This window comes from Clostridium sp. (assembly GCF_018372875.1).
Classification (GTDB): Bacteria; Bacillota; Clostridia; order Clostridiales; family Clostridiaceae; genus Clostridium.
The window spans coordinates 1-17542 of sequence record NZ_JAHAIF010000036.1; the positions used below are offsets into that span (position 1 = coordinate 1).

The 17542-nt window shown below is 30.7% G+C and carries 19 protein-coding genes, 1 tRNA gene and 1 other annotated feature; of the genes, 3 read left to right on the forward strand and 17 right to left on the reverse strand.

Features of this window, described 5'->3' with window-relative positions; genetic code table 11:
* From KIB46_RS11605 to KIB46_RS11650, 10 genes are all read right to left on the reverse strand, one after another.
* A partial coding sequence (locus KIB46_RS11605; RefSeq protein ID WP_287621107.1) for a GTP-binding protein occupies positions 1–97 on the reverse strand: 97 nt, incomplete at its 3' end.
* A 59-nt stretch (positions 98–156) separates the two neighbouring features.
* Positions 157–232: transfer RNA gene (locus KIB46_RS11610), tRNA-Thr, on the reverse strand.
* A 76-nt stretch (positions 233–308) separates the two neighbouring features.
* Entirely contained in the window at positions 309–929 is a 621-nt protein-coding gene (gene sigH, locus KIB46_RS11615) for an RNA polymerase sporulation sigma factor SigH (RefSeq protein WP_049180653.1), read from the reverse strand.
* 92 nt (positions 930–1021) lie between these two features.
* A complete protein-coding gene (locus KIB46_RS11620; RefSeq protein ID WP_156561972.1) occupies positions 1022–1534 on the reverse strand; it encodes an NYN domain-containing protein in 513 nt (170 codons plus the stop codon).
* A 13-nt stretch (positions 1535–1547) separates the two neighbouring features.
* Positions 1548–2363, reverse strand: coding sequence for a 23S rRNA (guanosine(2251)-2'-O)-methyltransferase RlmB (rlmB, locus tag KIB46_RS11625; protein ID WP_156561970.1), 816 nt, complete (start codon positions 2361–2363; stop codon positions 1548–1550).
* Between the two features lie 13 nt (positions 2364–2376).
* A complete protein-coding gene (locus KIB46_RS11630; protein WP_156561968.1) occupies positions 2377–2799 on the reverse strand; it encodes a ribonuclease III domain-containing protein in 423 nt (140 codons plus the stop codon).
* A gap of 52 nt (positions 2800–2851) precedes the next feature.
* On the reverse strand, positions 2852–4264 hold the full coding sequence (gene cysS / locus KIB46_RS11635; protein ID WP_291672059.1) for a cysteine--tRNA ligase: 1413 nt from the start codon (positions 4262–4264) through the stop codon (positions 2852–2854).
* A gap of 16 nt (positions 4265–4280) precedes the next feature.
* On the reverse strand, positions 4281–5996 hold the full coding sequence (locus tag KIB46_RS11640; RefSeq protein ID WP_156561963.1) for a proline--tRNA ligase: 1716 nt from the start codon (positions 5994–5996) through the stop codon (positions 4281–4283).
* Positions 5997–6075: 79 nt separating this feature from the next.
* Positions 6076–6256, reverse strand: a binding site (T-box leader).
* Between the two features lie 62 nt (positions 6257–6318).
* A complete protein-coding gene (ispD, locus tag KIB46_RS11645) occupies positions 6319–6999 on the reverse strand; it encodes a 2-C-methyl-D-erythritol 4-phosphate cytidylyltransferase (protein WP_156561960.1) in 681 nt (226 codons plus the stop codon).
* Positions 7000–7011: 12 nt separating this feature from the next.
* Positions 7012–8106: a PIN/TRAM domain-containing protein gene (locus tag KIB46_RS11650; RefSeq protein WP_156561958.1), complete on the reverse strand. Its 1095-nt coding sequence runs from the start codon at positions 8104–8106 to the stop codon at positions 7012–7014.
* A 281-nt stretch (positions 8107–8387) separates the two neighbouring features.
* Between KIB46_RS11650 and KIB46_RS11655 the strand changes: the two genes are divergently transcribed.
* Positions 8388–8780: a hypothetical protein gene (locus KIB46_RS11655; RefSeq protein WP_049180632.1), complete on the forward strand. Its 393-nt coding sequence runs from the start codon at positions 8388–8390 to the stop codon at positions 8778–8780.
* A 55-nt stretch (positions 8781–8835) separates the two neighbouring features.
* Here the strand turns inward: KIB46_RS11655 and disA are convergent, their stop codons facing one another.
* The 4 genes from disA to KIB46_RS11675 all read right to left on the reverse strand — a co-directional run bounded on the left by disA (position 8836) and on the right by KIB46_RS11675 (position 12977).
* Complete coding sequence (gene disA / locus KIB46_RS11660) at positions 8836–9900, reverse strand: DNA integrity scanning diadenylate cyclase DisA (protein WP_049180633.1); 1065 nt, start codon at positions 9898–9900, stop codon at positions 8836–8838.
* 15 nt (positions 9901–9915) lie between these two features.
* The gene (gene radA / locus KIB46_RS11665; protein ID WP_291672065.1) at positions 9916–11283 is read right to left on the reverse strand and encodes a DNA repair protein RadA; all 1368 of its coding nucleotides are present in this window, start codon (positions 11281–11283) and stop codon (positions 9916–9918) included.
* Between the two features lie 246 nt (positions 11284–11529).
* Positions 11530–12258: a glucosamine-6-phosphate deaminase gene (nagB, locus tag KIB46_RS11670; RefSeq protein ID WP_156561954.1), complete on the reverse strand. Its 729-nt coding sequence runs from the start codon at positions 12256–12258 to the stop codon at positions 11530–11532.
* Positions 12255–12977: a GntR family transcriptional regulator gene (locus KIB46_RS11675; protein WP_156561952.1), complete on the reverse strand. Its 723-nt coding sequence runs from the start codon at positions 12975–12977 to the stop codon at positions 12255–12257. Before KIB46_RS11675 ends, nagB begins: the two co-directional genes overlap by 4 nt.
* A gap of 129 nt (positions 12978–13106) precedes the next feature.
* On the opposite strand from KIB46_RS11675, the gene KIB46_RS11680 reads away from it, so the two are divergent.
* Together KIB46_RS11680 and KIB46_RS11685 are read left to right on the forward strand one after the other, a co-directional pair.
* Positions 13107–13274: a hypothetical protein gene (locus KIB46_RS11680; RefSeq protein ID WP_291672069.1), complete on the forward strand. Its 168-nt coding sequence runs from the start codon at positions 13107–13109 to the stop codon at positions 13272–13274.
* A gap of 124 nt (positions 13275–13398) precedes the next feature.
* Entirely contained in the window at positions 13399–13626 is a 228-nt protein-coding gene (locus KIB46_RS11685; protein WP_156561948.1) for a glutaredoxin family protein, read from the forward strand.
* Between the two features lie 140 nt (positions 13627–13766).
* Here the strand turns inward: KIB46_RS11685 and KIB46_RS11690 are convergent, their stop codons facing one another.
* The 3 genes from KIB46_RS11690 to KIB46_RS11700 all read right to left on the reverse strand — a co-directional run bounded on the left by KIB46_RS11690 (position 13767) and on the right by KIB46_RS11700 (position 17527).
* Positions 13767–13994 carry a glutaredoxin domain-containing protein gene (locus KIB46_RS11690; RefSeq protein ID WP_027099136.1) on the reverse strand — a complete coding sequence of 76 codons (228 nt, stop codon included), beginning with the start codon at positions 13992–13994 and terminating at the stop codon, positions 13767–13769.
* 12 nt (positions 13995–14006) lie between these two features.
* On the reverse strand, positions 14007–14936 hold the full coding sequence (trxB, locus tag KIB46_RS11695; protein WP_291672073.1) for a thioredoxin-disulfide reductase: 930 nt from the start codon (positions 14934–14936) through the stop codon (positions 14007–14009).
* A 149-nt stretch (positions 14937–15085) separates the two neighbouring features.
* Positions 15086–17527, reverse strand: coding sequence for an ATP-dependent Clp protease ATP-binding subunit (locus KIB46_RS11700; RefSeq protein WP_291672075.1), 2442 nt, complete (start codon positions 17525–17527; stop codon positions 15086–15088).
* Between the last annotated feature and the right edge of the window lie 15 nt (positions 17528–17542).

Here is a 17542-nt window from a genome sequence, read left to right on the forward strand (position 1 = left end):
TGATTGCTGCTGTAAGTGTTGTCTTACCGTGGTCTACGTGACCGATTGTTCCAATATTTACGTGGGGTTTATTTCTCTCGAATTTTTCCTTTGCCATTGTAATTCCTCCTTACTATTTCTTAAATAAACTTTGCCTAGCGTTCACTGCTTATTTCGTGGAGCTCACGATCGGGATTGAACCGACGACCTCCGCCTTACCAAGGCGACGCTCTACCGACTGAGCTACGTGAGCACTCATATATTGACTTTTTCAATATACCAATTATAAAGTTTACTATCAAATATTTTATTTGTCAACAACAAATTAACTACTCCAAATGCAAGCATTTTTCAAGCTTTCTCTTAACTCTTTGTAGTGCATTATCTATAGATTTAGCATGCCTATCTAAATCACAAGCAATCTCTTGATAAGATTTACCATCTAGATAGGATGTAAGTACCTCTAATTCTAAATCAGATAGCACTTTTGATATTTCTCCTTCAATATGCTCCATTTGCTCTTGACTTATAACCAACTCTTCTGGATCAGTTATCCTAAATCCAGCTAACACATCTAAAAGTGTCCTATCTGACTCTTCTTCATAAATTGGCTTATTTAAAGACACATATGTATTTAGGGGAATATGTTTTTGCCTTGTCGCCGTCTTAATTGCTGTTATTATTTGTCTTGTAACACATAGTTCAGCAAATGCTTTAAAGGAGGTTAACTTATCAGGTTTAAAATCCCTTATGGCTTTATAAAGTCCTATCATACCTTCTTGATATATATCTTCTTTATCAGCACCAATCAAAAAGTAAGATTTAGCTTTTGACTTCACAAAGTTCTCATACTTAGATATAAGATACTCTTGTGCTCTTACATTACCATTTTTTGCTTCTAAAACAACTTCTTCATCTAACTTTTCATCAAACTCTGAATAGTTTTCCATCAAATACCCTTCGTTAAACACTTCTCCCCCTCCGAACTATGATATTATATAATTAAAATTATACTCTACCCTATTAATTTAAGTCAACTTTTTCACTTGCTTCTTCGCATATCTTCTAACTTTTTAAGCACTTCATTATCAATATTATCTTGCAAATGATTTTTATTAGGATTTTTAATTTTTTCAGACTTTATTCGTATATTTTTTTCGGTTTTCATAACCTCATTGTAGAATTCAAGAGATGACATTCTAATTGCACCTCTTTGAAATATAGTTTGTTGTTCCATCCAATCAGATGTAACTACATACACTTCATACTTTCTACCTACATTATGAACTTCTTTTTCTATATAACTATCTGCTGTTTGACCATCCTTTGTAAAAATAATAGTTAAGTTTTTATTTTTATCTTCTTTTTTTTCTCTATTGCCAGCAACCTTATATCCATCAAAAACTAATATAACCTTGCAGTCACTATAGGAACCATAATTATGCATTATGTCAATCAGCTTTTCCCTTGTACCATCAAAAGTATACTCTTTATCAGTCTTTAAATTAGGCCAACTATTAAGAACATTATACCCATCTACAAATACCAACTTCACAAGTATCCCTCATTTATTTAATTAATCTTCCTTTTAATACTTCATACATCATTATACCCCCTGCAACAGAAGCATTCAAAGAGTTAATTTTTCCTACCATAGGTATCTTAACCAACTTGTCACACTTTTTAAGAGTAAGTTTAGATATCCCCTTACCTTCACTTCCAACAATAATTGCACATGGTCCTGAAAAATTCACTTCATAGCTATATTCCACACCATCTATATCAGCTCCATACACCCATATACCTTCTTCTTTTAGCTCATCTATAACCTTATTTATATTAGTTACCTTTGCTACCTTCATATGTTCTATTGCACCAACAGAAGACTTATATACAGTAGAAGTAACACCAACATTTCTTCTTTTAGGAATTATAATTCCATGAACTCCACATAACTCAGCCGTTCTTATTATAGAACCAAGATTGTGAGGATCTTCTATTTCATCTAATATTACAATAAACGGTGCTTCTCCCTTTTTCTTTGCAAAATTTAATATGTCAGATACTTCGTAGTATTTATATGGAGTAATCCTTACAGCTACACCTTGATGTACTATACCTCCACATAATAAATCCAACTTTTTCCTATCAACTTCTTTTATAACCAACTTTTTTTCTTTTGCTAAAGAAATAATACTATTTATTGACCCTTCAGTCTGTCCCTTAGCTATGTATAACGCTTCAATTGTCCTGTCACTTTTAATAGCTTCTGTAACTGCATTTCTCCCAGCTATTAAATCTTCTCTTTCCTCTACAATATGATTTTCGCCTCTAGCCGACTTTTCTTTATGTTTATTTACAGTATTTTTTTCTCTTTTAGCCATGTAAGTTACTCCTTTACTCTTCGTTATTTATTATTTCGATACTTTTATTCATTATATAACTTAATCTTTCCTTATTTCCTATTAAATATATATATCCAACTAAGCTTTCAAAACCAGTTGCCATTCTATAATCTCTAACATCTGCATTCTTAGGTACAGTGGCAGACTTAGTGTTTCTACCTCTTTTATATATATATAACTCCTCTTCTGTAAGCTCATCTTCCAACCTATGCATAGCCAACGATTGACTCTTAGCCTTTACATATCCTATAGCCTCTTTATGCATTTTATGAGCCGATAACTCAGAATTAGAAGATAATATATAGTTTCTTATAAACACTTCATATACACCATCTCCAACTAATGCAAGCTGAAGTGGATTTAACATTCTAGCTTCATCTTTAGTAAATTCTCTTACTCTTAAATCCTCTAACATTTTATTCTCCTTTAAATAAGGGTTGCAAATCCTGCAACCCTTAATAAATATTTTAATTTACCTTTTTCCATCTAACTCCTTGTGGAGTATCTTCAAGCACAATTCCTCTAGCTTTCAAATCATCTCTAATTTTATCAGCTAATGCAAAATCTCTATTCTTTCTTGCATTTTGTCTTTGCTCTATTAATTCTTCTATTTCACTCTCAAGATCACCTTTTGTTGATTTTTGTAGAATTCCTAAAGGACCTCCAAGCTCTCTTATCAATTCTAATGCCTTTGTAGCTAATTGCTTTGAAGAATTAACAGTTATATTTGTATTTATATCCTTAGATAATTCAAATAATACAGTTAATGCGTCAGCAGTATTAAAATCGTCATCCATCTTTTGAATATATTTTTCTCTATACTTATCTAGAGACTCTAAATAATCCTTCTCTTTTTCATTCATTTCCTCTTTAGAAACCTCTTCTATTAAGTTTTCTAAATTGGATACTGCATTATATAACCTATCCATAGATGCTTTAGCTGAATCTAATAATTCTTTACTAAAGTTAATTTGTATTCTATAGTGTGCTGACATCATAAAGAATCTAATTACATCTGCATCATATTCCTTTAATATATCTCTAGCTGTGAAGAAATTATTTAAAGACTTCGACATTTTTTGATTATTTACATTTACATAAGCAGAATGTAACCAATAATTAGCAAACCTCTTACCAGTTAATGCCTCACTTTGAGCCACTTCATTTTCATGATGAGGAAATGCTAAATCCATTCCTCCAGCATGAATATCAATTGTTTCTCCTAGTAACTTTTTAGCCATACATGAACATTCAATATGCCACCCCGGCCTTCCTTTACCCCATGGACAATCCCAAGCAGGTTCTCCTGGCTTTTGAGCCTTCCAAATAGCAAAATCCATTGGATCCTTTTTTCTTTCATCTGCCGCAGATGAAGTTCTATTACTAGCTCCAATTTGAAGATCTTCTAAACTTTGTCCTGAAAGTTTACCATACTCTTCAAACTTCTTTGTATTAAAGTATACATCTCCATCTACTTCATAGGCATATCCCTTTTCTATTAGTTTTGATACGAAATCAATAATATCATCTATAAATTCTGTAGCTCTTGGGTTTACAGTTGCTCTTTCAATATTAAGTGCATCAGCATCAGTATAATATTCTGATATATACTTATCTCCAATGTCTTTTACTGTTGTCCCCTCTTCATTAGCTTTATTTATCATTTTATCATCTATATCGGTAAAATTTTGTACAAACTTAACCTTGTATCCCCTATATTCTAGGTATCTTCTAATTGTGTCAAACACAATAAAAGTTCTACCATTTCCTATATGAAAGAAGTTATATACTGTAGGACCACAAACATACATCTTCACTTCACCAGGAGTAATAGGTATAAATTCTTCTTTTTTTCTTGTCAGAGTATTATATAGCTTCATCTTTCATCCTCCTAAATTATTTTAATTTAAGGTTGTTTTCTTCAAATAATGCTTTTACTCTATTACAAACATCTTCTATCTTAATGACTTCATTATCTCCGCCAGCTCTTAACTTAAATTCAACAGCTCCTTCACTAATCTTCTTCCCTACAGTAACTCTCATAGGTATTCCCATTATTTCAGAGTCCTTAAATTTAACACCAGCTCTTTCATTTCTATCATCCATTAAAACTTCTACACCTAGATCTTTTAATGAATTATATAACTCTTCTGCAACCTTCATTTGTTCTTCATCTTTTATATTTACAGGAATTACAGACACATGGTATGGCGCAACAGATAACGGCCATATTATACCATTTTCGTCATGATGTTGCTCTATTATTGAAGCCATAGTTCTTGTAACTCCAATACCATAACATCCCATTACAAATGGAGTATTTTTTCCATTTTCATCTATAAAAGTGGCATTCATAGCTTCCGAATACTTAGTTCCTAACTTAAATATATGTCCTACTTCTGTACCTCTAGCTATAGAAACTTTTTCACCACATACTGGACATTTTTCACCATTTTCTATATTTCTAAAGTCTCCTACAACTCCTTCAAAATCTCTTCCATAGTTAACATTTTTTAAGTGATATCCAGTTTCGTTAGCTCCAACAATCATGTTATACATATTCTTAACTTCTTCATCAACTAATAATAAATCTGCTTTTAAACCTACTGGTCCACCAAATCCCACTTCACATCCTGTAGCATTTTTATATTCTTCATGAGATGCCATCATTATATCAGTGGCAGCATTTGCAGCATTTGATACCTTTACTTCATTAACTTCCCTATCTCCTCTAACAACTACACCAACTATTTTCCCATCTATATTGTACATTAAAAGTTTTACAGTTTTCTTTGGAGATACATTTAAGTATGAAGATACCTCATCTATTCCTCTGCTGTCAGGAGTAGCAACCTTTTCAACTTCTAATAATTCTTCTGCTTGTGCTATATCAGGAGTAGCTTCTGCTTTTTCTATATTAGCAGCATAATCACAAGCTGTACAGAACACTACATCATCTTCACCAACCTCTGACTTAACCATAAATTCAGCTGAATTTGAACCACCAATTGCACCAGAATCAGCAGCTACACATTTAGCATCAATTCCACATCTATTAAATATTTTAACATATGCATCATGCATTTTATTATATGAAAGATCTAATCCTGCTTGATCTTTATCAAAGCTATAAGCATCCTTCATAACAAATTCTCTACTTCTCATAACTCCAAATCTAGGTCTTCTTTCATCTCTATACTTAGTTTGAATTTGATATAAATTTACTGGCAGTTGCTTATATGACTTAATTTCATTTCTAGCTATATCAGTAAATACTTCTTCATGAGTTGGCCCAAGACAAAAATCTCTATTGTTTCTATCTTTTAATCTGAACATTTCTGCTCCATAAACATCCCATCTACCTGATTCTTGCCATAATTCAGCTGGTAATAATGCAGATGCTAAAAACTCTTGTGCCCCTGCAGCATTCATTTCTTCTCTGATTATATCTTCTATGTTTTTTAAAGTCTTAAGTCCTAGTGGCATATAGTTATATACCCCAGAAGCCATCTTTCTCATCATTCCTGATCTAAGCATTAACTTATGGCTTTCTATTTCAGCTTCTGCTGGAACTTCTCTTAATGTTAACATTAACATATTTGACATTTTCATAATAAACTTCCTCCTCGTATCATTCTATATGTTTTAACAAATTAATCCACCTTTAAAATAAAAAAATCCGCCCTAAATATATTAGGGCGAATTATTAATCGCGGTACCACCTAAATTGATTCTCTAATAATGATAACGGTATTAAACCGATAGTTTTTGCCTATTGCTCCGAAGCTGGTTCAAAATCTATTGAAAATCTTACAGCCAAGGATTTTCTCTCTGAAAATGCGATTTCTACTATTCTTCATCATTGCTTTTTACATAAACTTTTATAATTTTTTTGTAATATTTATTATAACTTGTAGCTAAAAAGGTGTCAACTCTAGTGAAAATCTTTAGCCAAATACTGAGCTATAATTAAATCTTCTGGTGTTGTAACTTTAATATTAGTATATTCACCATCATATAAATACACATTATTTCCGTATAATTCTACCACCATAGTATCATCAGTCACTGTCTTCCCTTCAGATTTAACACTCTCATGACACCTCATAATTAAATCATACTTAAAAACTTGAGGAGTTTGCACTGATACAAGTGTACTTCTATCAGGAGTATCTACTGAAAAAGATTCATCATCCTTAACTTTAATTGTATCTTTAGGCATAACTCCTGGGGCAGCAGCTCCATGTTTTCTGGCATTATCAATACCATTTTTTATCATGCTTTCACTTACAAAAGGTCTTGCACCATCATGAATTAAAACTATATCTGTATTACTTAATACCTTTAATCCATTATAGACAGAATCTTGTCTTTCTGCTCCACCCTCTACAATATAATCTACCTTTAACGAATACTTGTTAAGTATCTCTTTTTTACAATACTCAATTTCATTTTTAGGTAATACTAATACAACTTTATCTATTAAATCACAACTAATAAATCTTTTTAATGTGTAGTAGATTAATGGCTTATCATTGATATGAATAAATTGCTTACTCACATCTGCACCCATTCTTTTTCCTCTACCACCTGATAAAATAATCGCAGATATCATATTAATCCTCTCTTAGCTATCTTTTGGTTTCGCAAAAATCATTCTTCCAGCAGCTGTTTGAAGAACAGATGTAACAATAACATCTATTGTTGATCCTATATGCTTTTTACCACCTTCAACAACTATCATTGTTCCATCATCTAAATAAGCTACACCTTGACTTGATTCCTTACCATCTTTAACAACATCTACAGTCATCTCTTCACCAGGAATTACTACAGGTTTTACAGCATTCGATAGTTCGTTGATATTTAATACTGGTACACCTTGAACTTCTGCTACTTTATTTAAATTAAAATCATTTGTAACTACTTTTCCACTTAAAGTTTGTGCAAGTTTTAATAGTTTACTATCTACCTCTTCAATCTTTGGGAAATCACCTTCCCAAATTTGAGTTTCTATAGGTAGTTCCTTTTGAATCTTGTTTAATATATCTAGTCCTCTTCTACCTCTATTTCTTTTTAATCCATCTGATGAATCTGATATGTGTCTTAGTTCATCTAATACGAAATTAGGTATTACTAAAGGTCCTTCCACAAAACCTGTTTGACATATATCAAAAATTCTTCCATCTATAATTACGGATGTATCTAGAACCTTAGGTATAGTTTTTATAGTAGTTTTTGTTTTCTTTTCTTTAACACTACTATTCTTTTTAAGTCCAACTAATATATTTGTTATATCATCCTTTTTCTTTATCATAATATCCATGCCAATTATTGCTGCAATTACATTTATTAAAACCACTAATAACGGTCCAATTATCGGATGGAAATCCATTACAGGTCTAGTTAATAACGTAGTAATAATCAAAGTAATTAAAGCACCTATTGCGCCATAAGCAATTTCGCTAATTGTTAACTTTTGAATATTTTTTTCAATATAATCAATTAAATTAGATATCGCTGTATATATTGCAGGTGAAATAAGATAAAAAATAAGACCGAATAATAAACAAATAAGAACTATAAATAAGGCCGAACCATAAGTTTTTGAAAGAATACCTAAACTTTGAACTTTATCAATTTTTGCAATGGCATCTCCAACAACATAACCAATAATTAGTCCTGCTACAGAAAACAACCCTCTAATTAATTTTTTAAGCATTTTACCACCTCCTTATATAATTATTGACAATTTATTTTATTTAAATCATCACTGTATTAGGATTTATTTACATTATATCATACCAAAGTATATCCTAGTTAAAATATGTTTTAAATTCAGATATTTTTAATTTTTGTACCCCCTATTAATTAAGAAAATATTCTATTATTATATGTACATAGGTTAAATGATAACTAACAACCTATTATTGACATTTTAAACTTTTTATAACTATAATTAACTTAAAGTAACACCTTTAAAAACACAAAGGAGTGAGATACATGAAGGATATAATATTTGATGATTTTCAAAACTCTGTTAACGATTCGTTGTTAAGACATAAAAGCATTTTGGACTTAATTACTAAATACTCTGAATCATGTTCTAGGGTAAACAGAGCTATTGCAAAATCTGTTACAAATTGTGGCTGTCTTACTATTAATGCAAAGAAGCAACATCTTCCTGATGATTCGATAGAAGATATAAGCGAATTACTTGATACACATATTAAAGGTGATTTATGTGACAACTGCCGTGAAATTATTGAGAGAGAAATGGGAAATAACCTTTTTTATCTAACATCTTTATGTAATGACCTTGACATTAACCTTTATGATGTTCTATTAAAGGAACATGACAGAATTAACACACTAGGTAAGTTTACATTTAGATAAAATCTTTCTGTAGAATAAAAAACTGTGTCTTATATATTATAGACACAGTTTTAATTTATAATTCTTTATTTAAATAAACCTGCTCGTTTATCCTCTTTAATCCATTTCTTATTGCTCTTGCCCTCGCTTCTCCAATTCCTTCTACTTGATCTAATTCTTCTATGCCAGCATCTATTATTTGATTAAATCTATCAAAATGCTTAATTAAGTTTTCTATAACATTTGAAGGAATTCTCGGCACTTTACTTAATATTCTATATCCTTTTGGAGAAACTAATGTGTCAACTAAAGATTCTCCTGAATATCCTAATACTCTAGATATTACTTCTAAATCTAGCAATTCCTCTTGAGATAACTTTTGTATATCTTTATATATATTATCAACAGTATCATCTTTCTTAAAGTAATCTCTTATTAATAGAATTCCATCTCTCTCTATATGCCTTACTAACTCATTTAATTGCATAGATATAAGTCTACCTTCATTCCCTAACTCCAATATGTATATATCTATTTCTTCTACTATTCTCATAACCATTTCAGTTCTTTGAATAGCTGTAACTACATCAAATAAAGTTGTTAAATCTTGAAATTCTAATAAATTTAAATTATTAATTACTCTATCTAAAACAGCAACATATTTTTCAAGAGTTTGAACTGCCTGGTTAGCTCTTGCCAATATAATACTACTTTCTCTTAATACATACTTAATATCTCCTTTGTATACTGTAATTATATTTCTACGTTGAGAAATAGCAATAACTACCCTTCCAGTTTGCTTTGCTACTCTATCTGCTGTTCTATGCCTAGTACCTGTTTCGTAAGTAGGAATTGTTGATGATGGTACCAACTGAGCATTTGCACAAACTATCTTCTTTAAATCTCCACTAATTACTATAGCCCCATCCATTTTGGCCAACTCATACACATAAGCTGGAGTGTATTCAGAATTAATATAAAATCCACCATCTACTATGCTCATTATATCTTCGCTATCGCCTAATACTACTAATCCACCAGTCTTAGCCCTTAATATGTTTTCTAACCCTTCCCTTAATGCAGTTCCTGGGCACATTAACTCTAATATCTTTTTTATTTCTAAATCTTTCTCTAACCTCATACACTCACCCACTTTTTAAAAAACTTTTCCAATAGCTTCTCTTAAATTACTTACGCCTATAACCTTAATTGATTCATTGCTAATTCTATCTTTATTTCTAAAAGGAATTATAGCATATTCAAATCCCATTTTTTCCGCTTCATTCACTAATCTATCAATTGAGTTTATAGGTCTTATTTCTCCTGTTAAGCCTACTTCTCCAATTATAGCTACCTTAGGTAAAGATATGCCTTTATTCTTCACACTAGATAATAAGGCTAATGCCAAACCTAAATCAGCTGTAGTTCCATCTATGTTTAAACCACCAACAACATTTACATATACATCTTGATTATAAAAAGGTATTCTTAACTTCTTTTCTAAAACTGCAAGAATCAAACTCAATCTTTGATTATCTATTCCAACGCCAGTTCTCCTTGGCATTGGAGCATTGGTTTGAGTAACTAATGCTTGAATCTCTACCAGTATTGGTCTAGTTCCTTCCATTATACCAATAACAACTGAACCTTCTTGATTAAAGTTTGTATCTTCTAAAAACATCTTTGAAGGATCGTATATTTCAACTAAACCTTCTCCTCTCATTTCAAAAACACCAATTTCACTAGTTGTTCCAAAACGGTTCTTTATAGTTCTTAATATTCTAAACTCCTCAGTTCTTTCACCCTCAAAGTATAAAACTGTATCTACCATATGTTCTAATACTCTTGGACCTGCAAGAGCTCCTTGCTTCGTAACATGAGCAACAATAAATAAAGGTATGTTTTTTCCTTTACCTATTCTCATTAATTCATTTGAGCATTCCTTTACCTGAGATACACTTCCTGGCGCAGATGTTACCCCCTCTTTATAAATAGTTTGAATAGAATCTATTATAACAAACACTGGTTGTATATTTTCTATGTATACATCAATTGTATCTAAATTAGTTTCAGAAACTATAAATAAATCTTTTGCAGTTACTCCCAACCTATCCCCGCGAATTTTAATTTGTTCTTCTGACTCTTCACCAGATACATATAAAACTTTTCCGTACTTAGATGCTATATTATTAGCTGTTTGTAATAGTAATGTGGACTTTCCTATTCCAGGATCCCCTGAAATTAAAGTTAAAGATCCTTTTACTAATCCTCCTCCAAGTACTCTATCAAGTTCTTTTAGATTTGTTTTAAATCTTTCTTTTTCTCCAGACTTTATTTCCCCTATACTCTTTGGCATATTTTCCGTCAATATATTTTTACTTATTTTTTCTTTTGCTGCGGTATTGTTATCTTTTAACTCCTCAACAAAAGTATTCCATTGATTACAAGAAGGACATTTTCCAAGCCACCTTGGTGATTCATAACCACACTCTTGACACGTAAAAATAGTTTTTATTTTAGCCATACGCTCTCCTCCTTTCTATACTCAAAATTCAACTTTATATATTGTCATATTTATATATTGCTATATTTATATATTGCTATATTTATATATTTATATATTTCTAACATTCCGTTCCTAACTATATAATAATATCATAATTTTAAAATATAATTTACAATTCAAATTTATTTTTTTATATTTATTTATCGTCTAACCAAAAGAAAAGGTGAGATATTTTTATCTCACCTTCTATTATTACCAACTTTATTACTTTACAAGCCTAGCTGCAGCTTCATCAATTATAACAACTACATCTCTGTGCATTTGTAACATAGTTGCAGGATTTGAAGTTGTAATCTTACCGCTTAATACACCTTTAATTGCTTCAGCCTTACTTTCACCACTAGCAACTAAAAGAATCTTTTTAGCTTTCATTATTTGTCCAAGCCCCATAGTTATAGCTGTCTTTGGAACTTCATCAATAGAATCAAAGAATCTTGCATTTGCTTCTATTGTACTTTGAGTTAATCCAGTTAAATGAGTTCCTGCAACTAAATCTTGATCTGGTTCATTGAACGCTATATGTCCATTATTACCAATACCTAGTAATTGAATATCAGTTCCACCTAACTCATCTATTTTTTTATCATAGTTTCTTCCTTCTTCAGCTATATCAGCAGCTAATCCATTAGGTACAAAAGTTCTAGTCTTATCTATATTTATATGATTAAATAAGTTATCATTCATGAAATATCTATAACTTTGTGGATGATCTCCAGCAAGTCCTACATATTCATCTAAGTTTACAGTTGTTACATTAGAAAAATCAACTTTTCCATCTTTGTTCATCTTTATTAACTCTTTGTACATTCCTACTGGAGTACCACCTGTAGCTAATCCTAAAACAGCATTTGGTTTAACTTCTACTACCTTTGCCATTTCTTCTGCTGCTAATCTACTCATTTCATCATAATCTTTAGCTATTATTACTTTCACTTTAATTTCCCCTCTCGTCTTAAAATATTTACTTCTAAAATATATTTATCTGATCTATAGGTAGCTTCTTCCACAAAAAGCACCTTTCCATCGCTATTTATAGTTTTACCATTTATCTGAAGTAATGGTACTTGCTCATCCACTCCAAAAATTTTTTTATTAGTTTCATCCATTATAACTGCTTTTATAGATGATTCTGAATATTCCACAGAGTAGCCAAATTCCTCTAATATCTTATATAAAGACCCTTTTAGCTTCTCTTCATTTATAAATCCACAATAGTCTGAAGGAATATATACAACTTCATTAGCTATGCATTCACCATCAACTATTCTATTTCTATTTATCTTATAAACTTCCTCAAATGAAAAAGTATCTGTCAAATCTTCTGGCGTAGGTATTTTATTAAACTCAATAACCTTAGTTTCTAGAGTCCTACCAGTTCTTTTAATTATTTCAGAGAAACTCATCATATCTTTCTGCTTGACTTTAGGCTCACAAACAAAAGTACCCTTTCCTTTTTCTCTTACTAATATACCTTCTTGAACTAGTTCTCCTAAAGCTTGCCTAATTGTCATTCTGCTAACTCCATAGTTTTCAGAAAGTTCCCTTTCACTATCTATACATTGACCAACCTTCCAAACACCCTCTCTTATTTTCTTTAGGATGTCTTCTTTTAATTGATAATATACAGGAATAGGACTGCTTTTATCTATCATACTTAACTTCCTCCTCAATAATTATATCAAACCAAAATTAACTTGTCTAGACCACTATACATTAAGAATTCGCATAGAAATCTATCCTCTTACAAATACTAATTATAAACAATTTAAGGAGATGATTCTATGCTTACTAAAAATACATTAAATAATATAAATATTACAGGGAAAAATATTTTAAAAGATAACTCTGAAATTAATATTACTGATGTTTTTTCATCACAGCAATCTGATGATGAAGTCAGTAATCATATATTAAACTCTAATTTAAATAATGAAAATATAATAAAATAAGTAACACAACATATAATTTTTTCATATTATATATTACATAAGAATTATTGTTGAAAATTTCTATATTTAGTTATAAACTAAAATTAATATTAATAACTATTAATCTTTATTAGGAGGAGCATATATGATTAAAGTATATACCACAGATTCTTGCCCTTGGTGCGTAAAGGCTAAGAATTATTTAAAATCTAAAAATATAGCTTTTGAAGAACTTAACGTAGCTGAAGATATGGATGCTAGACAAGAAATGCTTCAAAAATCTAGGCAAATGGGAGTTCCCGTTTTAGACATAAATGGAACTGTTATAATTGGTTTTGATAAACCCGCTATAGATACAGCTTTAACTAAATAAGCTAATAAAAAAACACCTATTCTGATTTGCTCCTATAAATTATACAGGTAGCAATTCATTCTAGGTGTTTTTTATAGTATTTTTAAATATCCATTATTAAAATATACCTTTATAAATATCTTTTAATACTATCCTATAAACTACTTATTGATAGCCTTATCTATTGCACTTTTATCAAATCCAACAATTATTTCTCCATTAATATCTAATACTGGTACAGTTCTTTGACCTGAAACCTTAAATACCTCTTCTCTATCTTCATGAGCATCTGCAACATTTATCTCACTAAATGCTAATCCCTTTAAACCTAGATACTTTTTAGCTTTTACACAAGCTGGACACCATGATGTTGAATATATTTTTATCATTTTAATTCACTCCTATTTTGATATTATAAACTTTTCAGCCTCTAGCGCTGCAATAGTACCATCAGCTACTGCTGTTGTTATTTGTCTATATAACTTTTCTCTAACATCTCCTGCTGCATATACACCAGGTATATTAGTATTCATATTTTCATCTGTAATAATATAGCCATTCTTAGTTAGGTTAATGAATTTACCAAACATATCTGTTTTAGGCTCAGTTCCAATATAACCAAATACACCATCTATATCTATAGACTTTTCCTCTCCAGTAAGTGTATTTTTTATTATAGCCTTTTCTACAAAGTTTGTTCCTTCTACATTTACTAAGTCTTCATTATATAGAATTTCTATTTTTTCATTCTTCTCAACTTGATCTAATAAAGACTTTTCTCCTCTAAAATAATCATATCTTCTAATTAGATATACTTTTTCGGCAAATCTAGTTAAAAATATAGCTTCTTCTAAGGCAGAATTCCCTCCACCTACTACAGCAATAACTTTTCCTTCATACATTGCACCATCACAAACAGCACAATAGTGAATTCCTTTGCCTGCAAATTTACCTTCATTAGGAATAGGTAACTTTCTAGGTGACGCTCCTGTTGCAATTATTAAACTTTTTGCTTTGTAAATATAACTTTCAGTTTCTACAAGTTTATACTCACCATCAATTCTTACATCCTCTACTGGATCAAACTCATCAATTACTGCGCCAAGCTCCTCTGCTTGTTCTTGCATGATATCTGCCAACTTGCTTCCTTCTACATTTTTAAAGCCAGGATAGTTTTCTATAGTATAACTATTTCTAACTTGACCCCCCAAAATAGAATTTTCAAGTATTATCATATTTAACTTAGCTCTTGAAGCATAAATTCCAGCAGTTAAACCTGCAGGTCCTCCACCTAAGATTACTAAATCTATATCTTTTATATCTTTATTCATACAACCACTCCTTTACCCTCTGGGGGTATATATTCATTATATCATAATCCATAAAATATTCAATAATAATTATTAATTAACATTCTATAAAAAATAAACCTGTAAGCAAATCCTAATAATATTATGTGCTTGCAGGCTTATTTTATATCCTAATTTTCTTGTAGTTCTTTAAAGTTTAGTTTATTATCTTCTACCGAAACTAATACTGTATCTCCTATTTTTATATTTCCTGTTAATAATTCTTCACTTAATTTGTCTTCTACCTCTTTAGTTATAACTCTTCTTAAAGGTCTAGCTCCATAATTAGTGTCAGATCCTTTGGTAACTAGAAAATCTTTGCATTCGTCACTTAATTTAAGGTATATTCTATTATTTTTAAGTCTTTCAATAATAGAATTTAACATTAAATCTATAATAGATTTCATATCTTCATCATCTAACTTTTTAAATACAATAGTATCATCTATTCTATTTAAAAACTCTGGTTTGAATTTCTCTTTCAATTCTCCCATTATATTTTCTTTCATCTTTTCATATTCAGTTTCTTTTCTATCATTTACACTAAATCCCATAGTTTTTTGTTTCTTTATTGTATGAGCCCCTACATTAGATGTCATTATTATTATTGTATTTTTAAAATTAACCAACTTTCCTTTACCATCAGTAAGCCTTCCATCTTCCATAATTTGAAGAAGCACATTAAATACATCTGGATGAGCTTTTTCTATCTCATCTAAAAGTACAACGGAATATGGTCTTCTTCTAACTGCTTCAGTTAACTGTCCACCTTCATCATATCCAACATATCCTGGAGGTGATCCTATAAGTCTTGATACTGAATGTTTTTCCATATATTCAGACATATCAATTCTAATTATGCTATTTTCATCTGCAAACATAATTTCTGCTAAGGCTTTACATAGCTCTGTTTTTCCAACTCCTGTTGGTCCTAAGAATATAAAACTACCTATTGGTCTTTTAGGATCTCTTAAGCCAACTCTGGCTCTTCTTACCGCTCTTGCTACAGCCCTTACCGCTTCTTCCTGTCCTACAACTCTCTTCTTTAGAATTTCTTCCATTCTAAGCAGTTTATCACTTTCTTTCTCAGTTAACTTTTCTACTGGGATTTTAGTCCAAGATGATACTACCTTAGCTATGTTTTCTTCACTTACTGTAAGAGAATTAACTTGATTATTGGTAGTCCATTCTTTCTTTATTTCACTTAACTTATCTTTAAGTTTCTTTTCATCATCTCTTAATTTTGCCGCTTTTTCAAAGTCTTGTATTCTAATAGATTCTTCCTTTTCCTTTACTACTGTTTCTATTTCCTCTTCAATTTCTTTTAAATCTGGAGGAGCAACTAAACTTTCTATTCTTATTTTAGCCGCAGCTTCATCAATTAAGTCAATAGCCTTATCAGGCATAAATCTATCAGTTATATATCTATCAGATAAATCTACAGCTGCATGTAAGGCATCATCTGTTATTTTCACTCTATGATGTGATTCGTACTTATCCCTTAACCCCTTTAATATTTCAAGAGTTTCTTCCTTTGTAGGTTCACCTACTATAATAGGTTGAAATCTTCTCTCTAAAGCTGTATCCTTTTCAATATGTTTTCTATATTCATCAATAGTAGTAGCACCTATACACTGAATTACTCCTCTAGATAAGGCAGGTTTTAATATATTTGATGCATCTATTGCACCTTCTGCACCTCCAGCACCGATTATGGTATGAATTTCATCAATAAATATAATGATATCTGGATTATTTTTTATTTCCTCCATAACCTTTTTTAACCTATCTTCAAATTCACCCCTATATTTAGCACCTGCAACCATAGCACTTAAATCTAAACTAATAATTCTTTTATTCCTTAGAATTTCTGGAATATTACCATTAACAATTCTTTGAGCTAATCCTTCGACTACAGCTGTTTTACCTACTCCTGGCTCACCTATAAGACATGGATTATTTTTTATTCTTCTACATAGTATTTCTAGAACCCTTTGATTTTCTTGCTCTCTTCCTATAACAGGATCAAGACTATCATCCTTTGCCATTTCAGTTAAATCATGACCATATTGATCTAACATTGGGGTATCTTTCTTTTTAGTAATCTCATTATCATCATTCAATTCTTCATCTTCTTTTCCTGATAAAAACAGGATCAAATCACTTTTTATTTCTTTAAAATTTAGTCTTAATTGACATAATATCGTATATGCCACCCCTTCTTCTTCATTTATCAATGCCAATAGAAGATGTTCTGGGCTAACATATTTATGATTTAACTTCTTTGCTTCTATAATACTTTCATCAAATAACCTTTTAGTTCTTGGCGTTAGTAATAACTCGCCTTTTGGCATAAGTGAGTCTCCATAACCTAAATATTCCTCTAGCATATTTCTTATTTCTTCTATTTCTGCACCATACTTTTTCAATAACTCACTAGAATAGCCCTTTTCAGCCATAATTCCTATCAATATGTGTTCAGTTCCTATATAGCCATGCTTAAATTTTTGAGACTCTTTTTGAGCACCCATTATTACTAATTGAGCCCTTTCTGTAAATTTCCCATATGACATTTACAACACCTCCTA

Excerpts from the sequence above, each read along its gene's own strand:
- KIB46_RS11700 (WP_291672075.1), bottom strand. The coding sequence starts at position 17,527 with ATGTCATATGGGAAATTTACAGAAAGGGCTCAATTAGTAATAATGGGT.
- radA (WP_291672065.1), bottom strand. The coding sequence starts at position 11,283 with ATGGCTAAAATAAAAACTATTTTTACGTGTCAAGAGTGTGGTTATGAA.
- trxB (WP_291672073.1), bottom strand. The coding sequence starts at position 14,936 with ATGAATAAAGATATAAAAGATATAGATTTAGTAATCTTAGGTGGAGGA.
- KIB46_RS11650 (WP_156561958.1), bottom strand. The coding sequence starts at position 8,106 with ATGCTTAAAAAATTAATTAGAGGGTTGTTTTCTGTAGCAGGACTAATT.
- KIB46_RS11630 (WP_156561968.1), bottom strand. The coding sequence starts at position 2,799 with ATGTTAGAGGATTTAAGAGTAAGAGAATTTACTAAAGATGAAGCTAGA.
- rlmB (WP_156561970.1), bottom strand. The coding sequence starts at position 2,363 with ATGGCTAAAAGAGAAAAAAATACTGTAAATAAACATAAAGAAAAGTCG.
- KIB46_RS11675 (WP_156561952.1), bottom strand. The coding sequence starts at position 12,977 with ATGATAGATAAAAGCAGTCCTATTCCTGTATATTATCAATTAAAAGAA.
- KIB46_RS11680 (WP_291672069.1), top strand. The coding sequence starts at position 13,107 with ATGCTTACTAAAAATACATTAAATAATATAAATATTACAGGGAAAAAT.
- KIB46_RS11655 (WP_049180632.1), top strand. The coding sequence starts at position 8,388 with ATGAAGGATATAATATTTGATGATTTTCAAAACTCTGTTAACGATTCG.
- KIB46_RS11690 (WP_027099136.1), bottom strand. The coding sequence starts at position 13,994 with ATGATAAAAATATATTCAACATCATGGTGTCCAGCTTGTGTAAAAGCT.
- KIB46_RS11640 (WP_156561963.1), bottom strand. The coding sequence starts at position 5,996 with ATGAAAATGTCAAATATGTTAATGTTAACATTAAGAGAAGTTCCAGCA.
- ispD (WP_156561960.1), bottom strand. The coding sequence starts at position 6,999 with ATGATATCTGCGATTATTTTATCAGGTGGTAGAGGAAAAAGAATGGGT.
- disA (WP_049180633.1), bottom strand. The coding sequence starts at position 9,900 with ATGAGGTTAGAGAAAGATTTAGAAATAAAAAAGATATTAGAGTTAATG.
- KIB46_RS11685 (WP_156561948.1), top strand. The coding sequence starts at position 13,399 with ATGATTAAAGTATATACCACAGATTCTTGCCCTTGGTGCGTAAAGGCT.
- cysS (WP_291672059.1), bottom strand. The coding sequence starts at position 4,264 with ATGAAGCTATATAATACTCTGACAAGAAAAAAAGAAGAATTTATACCT.
- sigH (WP_049180653.1), bottom strand. The coding sequence starts at position 929 with ATGGAAAACTATTCAGAGTTTGATGAAAAGTTAGATGAAGAAGTTGTT.